This window comes from Sulfitobacter sp., assembly GCF_041552635.1.
GTDB lineage: Bacteria > Pseudomonadota > Alphaproteobacteria > Rhodobacterales > Rhodobacteraceae > Sulfitobacter.
Genome location: NZ_JBFEKM010000155.1, coordinates 1 through 10,058 on the forward strand (window position 1 = coordinate 1; position 10,058 = coordinate 10,058).

At 56.4% G+C, this 10,058-nt stretch carries 15 protein-coding genes and 1 pseudogene; 2 read left to right on the top strand and 14 right to left on the bottom strand.

All coding sequences use genetic code 11. The features are described 5' to 3' along the window. From ABYT07_RS16140 to ABYT07_RS16175, 8 genes are all read right to left on the bottom strand, one after another. On the bottom strand, positions 1-1,020 hold a 1,020-nt coding region (locus tag ABYT07_RS16140; protein WP_372993074.1), incomplete at its 3' end, for an ABC transporter ATP-binding protein. A 20-nt stretch (positions 1,021-1,040) separates the two neighbouring features. Continuing rightward, positions 1,041-2,036 carry a BMP family protein gene (locus ABYT07_RS16145; RefSeq protein ID WP_372993060.1) on the bottom strand — a complete coding sequence of 332 codons (996 nt, stop codon included), beginning with the start codon at positions 2,034-2,036 and terminating at the stop codon, positions 1,041-1,043. Between the two features lie 148 nt (positions 2,037-2,184). Further along, positions 2,185-2,607, bottom strand: coding sequence for a GNAT family N-acetyltransferase (locus ABYT07_RS16150; protein ID WP_372993061.1), 423 nt, complete (start codon positions 2,605-2,607; stop codon positions 2,185-2,187). Beyond that, complete coding sequence (tsaB, locus tag ABYT07_RS16155) at positions 2,604-3,260, bottom strand: tRNA (adenosine(37)-N6)-threonylcarbamoyltransferase complex dimerization subunit type 1 TsaB (protein ID WP_372993062.1); 657 nt, start codon at positions 3,258-3,260, stop codon at positions 2,604-2,606. The genes ABYT07_RS16150 and tsaB overlap by 4 nt, the downstream gene beginning before the upstream one ends. Next, positions 3,253-3,813 (bottom strand): NifU family protein, encoded by a 561-nt coding sequence (locus ABYT07_RS16160; RefSeq protein ID WP_372993063.1) that lies wholly within the window; start codon positions 3,811-3,813, stop codon positions 3,253-3,255. The genes tsaB and ABYT07_RS16160 overlap by 8 nt, the downstream gene beginning before the upstream one ends. A 92-nt stretch (positions 3,814-3,905) precedes the next feature. Further along, positions 3,906-4,364: a universal stress protein gene (locus tag ABYT07_RS16165; RefSeq protein WP_372993064.1), complete on the bottom strand. Its 459-nt coding sequence runs from the start codon at positions 4,362-4,364 to the stop codon at positions 3,906-3,908. Positions 4,365-4,459: 95 nt separating this feature from the next. Beyond that, on the bottom strand, positions 4,460-5,326 hold the full coding sequence (locus ABYT07_RS16170; RefSeq protein ID WP_372993065.1) for a branched-chain amino acid aminotransferase: 867 nt from the start codon (positions 5,324-5,326) through the stop codon (positions 4,460-4,462). Positions 5,327-5,341: 15 nt separating this feature from the next. Then, the gene (locus ABYT07_RS16175; RefSeq protein ID WP_372993066.1) at positions 5,342-5,578 is read right to left on the bottom strand and encodes a hypothetical protein; all 237 of its coding nucleotides are present in this window, start codon (positions 5,576-5,578) and stop codon (positions 5,342-5,344) included. A 139-nt stretch (positions 5,579-5,717) separates the two neighbouring features. Between ABYT07_RS16175 and ABYT07_RS16180 the strand changes: the two genes are divergently transcribed. Together ABYT07_RS16180 and ABYT07_RS16185 are read left to right on the top strand one after the other, a co-directional pair. Then, complete coding sequence (locus ABYT07_RS16180; protein ID WP_372993067.1) at positions 5,718-6,425, top strand: M48 family metallopeptidase; 708 nt, start codon at positions 5,718-5,720, stop codon at positions 6,423-6,425. Between the two features lie 9 nt (positions 6,426-6,434). Next, a complete protein-coding gene (locus tag ABYT07_RS16185) occupies positions 6,435-6,797 on the top strand; it encodes a YigZ family protein (protein ID WP_372993068.1) in 363 nt (120 codons plus the stop codon). Positions 6,798-6,802: 5 nt separating this feature from the next. Here ABYT07_RS16185 and ABYT07_RS16190 read toward each other — a convergent pair whose 3' ends face one another. From ABYT07_RS16190 to ABYT07_RS16215, 6 genes and pseudogenes are all read right to left on the bottom strand, one after another. After that, entirely contained in the window at positions 6,803-7,423 is a 621-nt protein-coding gene (locus ABYT07_RS16190; RefSeq protein ID WP_372993069.1) for a hemolysin III family protein, read from the bottom strand. Positions 7,424-7,481: 58 nt separating this feature from the next. Next, positions 7,482-7,862, bottom strand: coding sequence for a thiol-disulfide oxidoreductase DCC family protein (locus ABYT07_RS16195; protein WP_372993070.1), 381 nt, complete (start codon positions 7,860-7,862; stop codon positions 7,482-7,484). A gap of 39 nt (positions 7,863-7,901) precedes the next feature. After that, on the bottom strand, positions 7,902-8,267 hold the full coding sequence (locus tag ABYT07_RS16200; RefSeq protein ID WP_372993071.1) for a hypothetical protein: 366 nt from the start codon (positions 8,265-8,267) through the stop codon (positions 7,902-7,904). A gap of 205 nt (positions 8,268-8,472) precedes the next feature. Beyond that, positions 8,473-8,847: a hypothetical protein gene (locus ABYT07_RS16205; protein ID WP_372993072.1), complete on the bottom strand. Its 375-nt coding sequence runs from the start codon at positions 8,845-8,847 to the stop codon at positions 8,473-8,475. Positions 8,848-8,850: 3 nt separating this feature from the next. After that, positions 8,851-9,402 (bottom strand): type II toxin-antitoxin system antitoxin SocA domain-containing protein, encoded by a 552-nt coding sequence (locus ABYT07_RS16210; RefSeq protein ID WP_372993073.1) that lies wholly within the window; start codon positions 9,400-9,402, stop codon positions 8,851-8,853. 83 nt (positions 9,403-9,485) lie between these two features. Then, positions 9,486-10,058 (bottom strand): annotated as a pseudogene (locus ABYT07_RS16215) (30S ribosomal protein S12 methylthiotransferase RimO); the annotation flags it as partial.

Here is a 10,058-nt window from a genome sequence, read left to right on the forward strand (position 1 = left end):
ATTGCGCCGCGACTGGCCGTCGGAATGTTTGCCGGTCAGGTCCAGCGCCTGGCCTTTGACCCGCACCGATCCTTTGCCGGTCTGATATCCGCCCAACACCTCGAGAAGTTCTGACTGGCCGTTTCCGGCCACGCCTGCCACGCCGACGATCTCTCCGGCGCGCACTTGCAAGTCAATCCCGCGCAGACGTTCAACACCTTTTTCGTCAACAACGCGCAGCCCGCTAATATCCAAAATAACCTCGCCCGGTTGCGCAGGTTTTTTATCGACGCGCAGCAAGACTTTACGCCCGACCATCAACTCGGCCAGCTCGGCCGGGGAGGTCTCGGCGGTTTTGACTGTCGCGGTCATCTCGCCGCGGCGCATGACGGAAACGGTGTCGGTGGTTTCCATGATCTCGCGCAGCTTGTGGGTGATCAGGATGATCGTCTTGCCTTCGGATTTTAGCCGCCCAAGGATGCGGAACAATTGATCGGCTTCGGCGGGGGTCAGCACGCCCGTGGGTTCATCCAGAATCAGAATATCGGCCTGCCGGTACAGCGCCTTCAGGATCTCGACCCGCTGCTGCATGCCGACGCCGATGTCCTGGATCAGCGCGTCGGGATCAACCTTGAGGCCGTAATCGTCGGCCAGCTTCAAAAGGCTTTTGCGCGCTTTGGCCAGCGACGGCTTCAGCAACCGCCCGTCTTCGGCCCCCAGAATGATATTCTCGAGCACTGTGAAATTTTCGACCAACTTGAAATGCTGGAAAACCATCCCGATGCCTGCGGCAATCGCGGCCTGGCTGTCAGGGATGTCTGTCTTTTTGCCACTGATAAAAATCTCGCCCTTATCGGCTTTGTAAAAGCCGTAAAGGATGCTCATCAGCGTGGATTTGCCCGCGCCGTTTTCACCGATGATCCCATGGATCGTACCGGGCATAACGCGAATGGAAATGTCTTTATTGGCCTGCACCGGACCGAAGGCTTTGGAAATGCCCTTCAGTTCAATGGCTGGAGCGGCAGTTGCCTGCCGCTCCATATCCGTTTTGTCGGTCACGTTCAGAAGCTCAGCGCGGGGCAGCTGTCGTCGGACATGTAGTCATGTACCATCAACGACCCGTCAGCGATCTTGGCAGAGGCTTCGTCAACGGCGGCTTGCATGTCGGCTGTCACCAGATCTTTGTTGAATTCATCCATGGCATAGCCCACACCGCCATTGGCGATGCCCATGACGTTAAAGCCTTTTTCCATGCCGGGGCCATCTGTCATCGCGCTGTAAACGGCGTTGTCGACCCGCTTGAGCATGGAGGTCAGAACCTTGCCGGGGTGCAGATAGTTCTGGTTGCTGTCCACACCGATCGACAGGATTTCTTCGTCGGCTGCGGTTTGCAGCACGCCCACACCGGTGCCGCCAGCCGCAGCATAGATCACGTCAGCGCCTTGGCTGATTTGCGCTTTTGTCAGCTCTGATCCCTTGACCGGGTCATTCCAGGCGGCAGGTGTCGTGCCAGTCATGTTGGCGATCACGGTTGCATCCGGGTTCACGGCCTTGACGCCTTCGGCATAGCCGCAGGCAAATTTGCGGATCAGCGGAATATCCATGCCGCCGATGAAACCGACTGTGTTGGACTTGGACGCCATCGCAGCCATCATGCCGACAAGATACGACCCTTCGTGTTCGTTGAACACAACCGAACGGACGTTGGGCGCATCAACAACCATGTCGATGATCACGAAATCGGTTTCGGGATAGTCGCCTGCGACCTGACCAAGCGCGTCACCAAAGGCAAAGCCGGTCATGACGATCGGGTTGGAACCCGCTTCGGCAAAACGGCGCAGGGCCTGTTCGCGCTGTGCTTCGGACTGCAATTCGATTTCGCGGAAAGTCTCGCCGGTTTCTTCGGCCCAACGCTGCGCGCCGCTGAATGCTGCTTCGTTAAAAGACTTGTCGAATTTCCCGCCAAGGTCAAAAATCAGGGCAGGTTCGGCCAATGCGGCACCTGCGCTAAGTGCTGTGACAGCAGCAGCGCCAAGGAATTTGGTCATAAGGGTCATGAAGGATCTCCCGAGTTTCATTATGTTGGGGTGTTGGCGCAGCGCCAATACCCGGTCGCAGGCCCGGATATTTCCTTGGGCCCGTCGATCACTGCCATTGATACTGCGTAGGCTGCAGGCGGGGTCAACCGGATTCGCACCTTTGGGGCTAGGAAACCGCCGGGTGACGACGCGTTAAGTCCAATGACATGGTCAAAGCATCCACCGCTGCCGCATCTTTGCGCAGATAATAGCGCCGTCGGGTGGCGGTGATTTCAAAACCCAGACTGGAATAGAGATGGATCGCCGGGGCGTTGTCGGCGGCGACCTCAAGAAATGCGGTGTCGGCGGGGATGTCCAACCAACGCTGCAACAGGCCTCGTCCGATGCCCTGGTTTTGCTGTGCGGGATCAACCGCAAGGGTTAGCAGTTCGGTTTCCCCTGCGACCAGCCGCGTCAGGGCAAACCCATTGGCGTCACTGATTAGGGTGACAAACTCGGATGCCATCAGTTGTTCGAATTCCTGCGCGCTCCAGCTGCGGTCTTGGGGAAAGGCGGCGGCGTGGATTTGCGCCAGCTTATTCGGCCTCATGACAGGATGGCGGGCGGCGCGTCACGCGCAGGTGCCGCGTCGGCGGGCCGCAAGTACAAGGGGGCAGGGCGCGGGTTTTCTTCGCCCAGACGGCTTGCGGCGATGCGGGCTATGGCCTCGGCGATGGGCATTTTTGGCGCGCGAGAGGCACCGTTGCACAGGGCGGCGATCATTTCGGCCTGAAAGCCGATGCAAACAGGATCATCGCGCGCGGGAATGGTGGGCAAATCGTCAAGGCTGCACATGACGGGATTGCGATCATCCAGCGTGCCTGACACCTGCACGAACATCGCATCTTGACGTGCATCAAGGCTGGCAATCACCACGCCATCAGTGCCAAAGGCCAGAGCATCAAGGCTGGAAACACCGATCGCGGGAATGCCAAGACCAAGGGCAAGCCCCCGTGCGGCCGATACCGAAATGCGGATGCCGGTGAAATTGCCCGGTCCAATGCCCACACCGATTGCGGTCAGGTCGTCATAGGTCACGCCCGCGGTTTCAAGCACCTCGGCGCAAAGGCCCAGGAGCCGTTCGCCTTGGCCCTTGGCCATGGGTTCTTCAACGCTCACCAGCATCTTGTCACCGCACAGCAAAGCGGCCGCACAATGTGCGGCCGATGTGTCAAACGCCAGTATCAGGGGCGTCTTAGGCAACCGGGCGTACCTCGGTTACTTCGGGGATGTAGTGGCGCAGCAGGTTTTCGATGCCCATTTTCAACGTCAATGTGGACGATGGACAGCCCGCGCAGGCCCCTTGCATGTGCAGATAAACCACACCGCGTTCGAAGCCGTGGAACGTGATATCGCCCCCGTCTTGGGCAACGGCAGGGCGCACGCGACTATCAAGCAACTCTTTGATCTGGCCCACGATGGCACCGTCTTCGCCAGTGTGTTCGGCATGGCCCGAGGCATGTTCGTGGCCCTGTTCCATGACCGATTGACCGGATTGGAAATGTTCCATGATGGCACCAAGAAGCGCGGGCTTGAGGTGGTCCCATTCAATTGTATCAGCCTTGGTCACGGTCACAAAATCCGTTCCAAAGAAAACGCCCGTCACGCCATCAACTGCAAAAAGCCGCGTGGCTAGGGGCGACGCGCTGGCCGCCTCGGGGGCCGGGAAATCGGCGGTGCCCATTTCCAGCACGGTCTGACCGGGCAGAAATTTCAGCGTCGCGGGGTTTGGTGTGGATTCGGTCTGAATAAACATTACAGGCTCCTCTATGGGGTTGATCCAGATATGCGGGCTGACAGGGGGCAAGTCAAGGTTTGGAACGATTCTAAAATGGGTTTGAACTTCGCCTATGTGATCGCCTCTAGGCGTTCTTTGCTAAGGTCGCCAGGCACGATCGTGATGGGTACAGGCAAGGTGCCCGCGTTTCGCGACAGTTGCGTAACCAAAGGTCCGGGGCCGGATTTCTTGTCGGTTCCTGCACCCAGCACCAAAACGCCGACCTCTGGATCTTCGGCCAGTTGTGCGATGATCTCGTCCACGATGCCACCTTCGCGGATCACCAATTCGGGTTCAACTTGCAACCGGTCACGCATCCATTTGGCGAACACTTCGAAATGCACCTCGATCCGCTCGCGGGCCTCTTCGCGCATGACCTCTGCGACACCGATCCAATGGTTGAATTCGTCTGGCGGGATGACCGACAGGATCACAACCCCACCGCCAGAATTTGACGCACGCATCGCGGCAAAACGCATTGCGTTCAGGCATTCCCGGCTGTCGTCCAGAACGACCATAAATTTACGCATCATGTCCTCCGATTGGGCGGCTTTGGCCCGCCACGATGATGGGTAATCATGACTTGGGCGGGCTTGGCTGGCAATCGCGATTTTAGGTAAGCCGTTCAGGCCCGTTCTGAGGCTGCCCAGTCCCAATACATCTCGCGCACGCGGCGGGTGACGGGGCCGATCTGGTATTGCGTGTCGTCAAACGCCTTTACGGGCGTGACTTTCATCATGTTGCCTGACAGGAATACTTCGTCGGCACCGTGGAAATCATCAAAGCTCAGGACGGATTCATGTACTTTTATCCCGTCAGCGCGCATGTTCGCCATGTGCCGCGCGCGGGTGATCCCGGCGAGGAATGTGCCATTGGGGACGGGGGTAAACACCTCGCCATCCTTGACCATGAACACGTTAGCCGAGGCCGTTTCAGCGACATTGCCAATCGCATCGGCCACCAGCGCGTTGCCGAAACCCTTGCTGCGGGCCTCGGCCATCATGCGGGCGTTATTGGGGTAGAGACACCCCGCTTTGGCGTTCACCACGTTGTCTTCCAACACGGGGCGGCGAAAACGGGTGCGGGTGAGGGTGGTGGCGGCCTCGGGCGCGGCCATCGGGATCTGTTCAAGCGAAATTGCGAAACCGGTGGCATCCTGCAACGGCACGATCCCCAGCTCATCGCCCGCCAAGGCCCAATACATCGGTCGGATATAAATCGCTGCACTGCGATCATAGCCTTTCAGGCCCTCGCGGACCATTTCGACCATGTCAGCCGTTTCAACGGTCGGGGTGATCATCAGCGCCTGTGCGGACCGGTTGATCCGCGCGCAATGCGCTTCAAGGTCGGGGGACAGCCCGTCAAACATCCGCGCGCCGTCAAACACTGTGGTGCCCAGCCATGCCCCGTGATCCGCGGCTTTTATGACTGACACGTCGCCGTCATGCCAAGCACCTTCGAAATAGGTCTTGATGTGTGTGCCTGTGGCCATGGGATATTCCTTTGATCAGCGTTTCGGGCTGGTCCGATAAATACCTTCGGGCATGTTCAGCGCAAGGGTAAGATCGCGCAACTGTTCCGGTGACAGGCTGATTTTGTTGACCGTATCGGTGCGCGGATCCCATTGCTCAAAGGTTACGACGCTGGCAAAGGCGTGAACGACCACGTCTTCGCGCAAGATTGATTTGCTTTCGTCGACCAGGGTGATCACGCTGGCATCAAATTCGTGTTCGATTGTAAACATGAGGTGTACAGTATGCTTTCGGCGGATCATTGCAAGGGCGGGTCTGGGGTGGCTGTTCAACCGCACCTTGTCGCGTTAAACAAACGTTATACATCAAAGTGAATTCTGCGCAGATCAGATTACGAGGAAGCACGGACAGATGATGAGATTTTTTGGCGCGATTGCAGCGGTGGTTCTGGTTGCAGCTTGCGAACCCATCCCGGCCTCGGGGCCTATGACATCGCAACCTGTGCAAAACGCGCAGCCCGCCCTAAATGGGCAGCAGACGACGCGCAATTTTCTAAGGGTGTTGCAAACCGTTGAACCGGTGGCTGAACGCGAATGTCGCGCCCGCACGTCAGGTATCAACTGTGATTTCAACATTGTCGTCGATGACCGCCCGGATCAGCCCGCCAACGCCTATCAGACCGAAGACAAGGCAGGCCGCCCCGTGATCGCCTTTACGCTGGCGCTGATTGCTGATGCGCGCAACGAGGATGAGCTCGCGTTTGTGATGGGTCACGAGGCGTCACACCACATCGAGGGACATATCGCGCGCCAGCAGCAAAATGCCGTCGCAGGGGCGGTGATTTTTGCGGGGCTCGCGTCGCTTAGCGGGGGTGATTCCTCTGCTGTGGAAACGGCTCAGCGTTTGGGTGCGCAGGTTGGCGCGCGGACGTACTCGAAAGATTTCGAGCTTGAGGCGGATGCGCTTGGCACCATCATCACAGCGCGCGCGGGTTATAATCCGCTGCGTGGTGCCGAATTCTTTACCCGCATTCCTGATCCGGGCGATCGGTTTTTAGGCACCCATCCGCCCAATGCGTCGCGTTTGGACACGGTCCGGCGCACGGCAGCAGGCCTTTAAGACGTCCGCATGCGGCAGCTTGGGCAGATCATCACGGATCGGGGGTCGAAATATGCGGTCTCGGGGTGCGCGGTGTCCGACCGAAGCACCGTCGACGCGGCGTTGAAGCAGCTTAAACGCGACAAATCCTATGCCAAGGCCACTCATAACACGTGGGGTGTGGTTTTATCTGATGGCATCCCCTTGAAGGGCGACGACGGCGAAGCGGGGGCGGGCATGGTCATCATCCGCATGCTGGAGCGTGAAGGCCTGTATGATCACCTGATCGTCGTGACGCGGTGGTATGGTGGCAAGCATCTGGGGGGCGACCGGTTTCGCCATGTGCAAACCTGCGTGCGCGCGTATCTGGACCAGATGGCCGATGCTAAATAGAAAGCCTAGATGCTGATCGCGATTGCTGCAAAAAAGCAGATGGACGCGGCAAGGACAAAACCGTGCCATATCGCGTTCTGGAACCGCATGCCGGGGTGCGCATACACGATCGTCCCTAGCGAATAGGTCAGCCCGCCAACACCGATCAGCAGCATCGCTGTGCCCGGCAACGTGTTCCACATCGGCCATATCAACAGAACCGATAGCCAGCCCATGGCAAGGTATAAAATCAGCGACGCCTTTGATTGCGCGCTCCAGAACAGTAGTTTGGCGGCGGCACCAAGGATCGCAAGCACCCAAACAATGCCAAGGATACCATAGGCAAATCCGGTGCCGATCACCATGACGATGGGGGTGTAGGTCCCTGCGATCTTGAAATAGATCGCTGCATGATCCACCCGCTGAAGCAGTGGCCGTGTTCTGTCGAATGGCAAGGTGTGATAAATCGCGGATGCAGACAGGGACAGGATAAAGCAAATCGCATAGATCAATGTCGCGGTGACCGGCGCATCCTGAACCCCTGCATGGTCCATCAGCAAAATCGTTCCCGGAATAGCAAAGCCAAGCCCAAGCCCATGTATGGTGCTATCGGCAACGGTTTCAGCTGGGGAATAAGGATAAGCCATAGTCAGACGCTAGCATGAAATTGTGTTGTTTTGGTGAATGAAATCGGACGGGCAAGGGCTATGTTCGCCGCCGCCTTCGTTGTCGTCTCAGGTGCCAGCGGTACAAAACCGGGGCAAGCAGATGATCATAGGTCAAGCACGCCAACCCGTGCACGCCGGGCAGGCTGACGATCCGTGCCAGCCATTTCATCTGCGGGATTTCCTGCCACAAGATGATGAAGGCAGGGATGCCAGCATAGACTTGACCATCCTTGCGCAGATGCAAGCGCCGCGCGGCCTGATCCGGTGTCAGTCCCCATTCGGCCAAACGGGTGCCGTCATTCAGATCATCATATTGGATCGCCAAAGCCTGCGCCTGGCTTAGCCGCTCATAGTGATCAATCTCGCGACTGCACAGCGCACAACTGGCGTTATAAAGTACTTTGGTTTTTTCGGTCATACCCATGAATATAGGTCGCCGTAGTCGCAGAAACAGCCCTTAGCGTGGTTTGTTACTGTCGATCCAGCGCGACATCATGGTTTTGTCGCGGAAACATTCCTGCGGCACCTGGGTCCGCTTAAGTTTGGCAATCCGCTCGGCAAAGCCCACCTGCTTGGAAGACGGGTAATCGGCAAAGCGCCCTTCGAGCGGTTTTGGTTTGTGGCGGTCGATCCACGCCGACAACGCCACCCGATCAGCGCCGATCCCCTTTGGAAGCGCTGCACCGGTTTTGGCGGCAAGCGAAGTGGCATACTGCATCTGCTTTGGCGTGGCAGGCAATGCATGGCTGTCGTCGTGATGATGCGCCGGAACCGCCCCCTGATCAGAGGAAAACAATCCGGGAAATTGAGGTTGGTAGGACATTCGGTAAGCCCCCTGTATTCTGTTATGGAACATATATAGAACATTAACGGAACATTTGCAAGGTTTCTGTGTGGGTGCCTTGCTCGGTGGGGTATATGTAGGGGTGCTTTAGAGTTCTTCAACTAGATGGGCTATTTTTGGCTGATTGGGAGGGGGGACATCGGGGGGCTTTGATAGTGCGACCGTCCCACCCTGCCTGATAGGTTCAATTTTGGAAGAAATTCAAAACCCATGGTGCAGTAAAGTTAGATGCGGGGATACCAGCGATGATTTTTGCAATCAGAGCCTCAGACGCGCTGTCCTTCGCGATAAAATCGCCGTTTTCTAAGCACATCGAAATCTTGGTCGCAGACCTCTGTTGAATGTGACGATAAAAAACGAAACTCGGTTTTGTGATAAAAGGGTGCTCTCCCACGTCCAAAACACAAGTCTGGTCATGGAACACTCCATCTTTAATTGACGAAATTGGAATTAAAAGCCTCATGTCTGGAGGCTCAATCTGAGCGGTACCAACAATATTTAGGTGCAGATATTCTGCCGGTCCAGATGGGACAAGAAATGCAGTGCCGATCGCTAGCATATGCTAACAGACGGCCTCAAACCTTTTATGCATTGCTCTAAAGGATTGAAGTGACTCAGCAAGTGACGTTGCTTCTTTTTTCCCAAGAAACTTAAATACTCTCTCGTGAGGTATCGGTTCGGACGAACCTTGAGGGTTCTCCCATTCTTGGCAATTCTCATGGGTCCAATCGCGGATCTGGTACTGGCTATACTGCCCAAATTTTTCCCATAGGGTATTAAGTATCGTCAAATCTGCTTTACTCAATTCGTCCAACTCGGCCAGCGAAATAGTATCGTTCACAATCACATCATAACCGGCTCGTCCTGAAAGATATAACGGCCATACATCACTGGGTTGCATGCCATTAACTAGATTGAGAGAAATGGAAGTCACCGGCCCATGGTCCATAGAAACAAGCTTGTCATAAAACATCGGTTCATCATAAGCTGCCATGCTGTCTCTTTCGGCTAGATAAAGAAGTTTAGCTAGTTTTAAGACATTTATCTGACCGCCGGCCTTAAGGCCGAAGAAAGCCACAACTTGACCGGCTTTTTTTTCGTTGTAACCGTACATATCAATCCAAATCCTCCATACCATCTTTCTAATTAGCACTTCTAAACAAAAATACAATTATTCGTTGAAAGATTAAGTGCGCCTCAAACAACCCGACCCCATAGATCATACTCACCCGCTTCCTCGACCTCGACTGTGACGATGTCGCCGACCGACAAGCCCTCAAAGCCTTCGTCTATAAACAGGTTCCCGTCGATCTCTGGCGCGTCGGCCTTCGTCCGGCAAGTTGCGGCATCGCCGTCGATCTCGTCGATGATCACATCCATCCGACGCCCGACTTTGGCTTCCAGCTTGGCCTCGGAAATGGCCTGCGCTTTCTCCATGAACCGGTTCCAGCGGTCTTGTTTGACTTCGTCCGGCACATGATCTGGCAGCGCGTTTGATCGCGCGCCATCGACGTTTTCGTATTGAAAACAACCGACACGGTCCAACTGCGCTTCGTCCAGCCACTCCAGCAGCGTCTGGAATTCGGCCTCTGTCTCGCCCGGATAGCCGACGATAAAAGTCGATCGCAGCGTGATATCCGGGCAGGTGTCGCGCCAGGCGGCGATCTCGTCCAGCGTCTTGGCGGCGGCAGCGGGACGGGCCATACGTTTGAGAACATCAGGATGCGCGTGCTGAAATGGAATATCCAGATAGGGCAGCACCAGACCCTC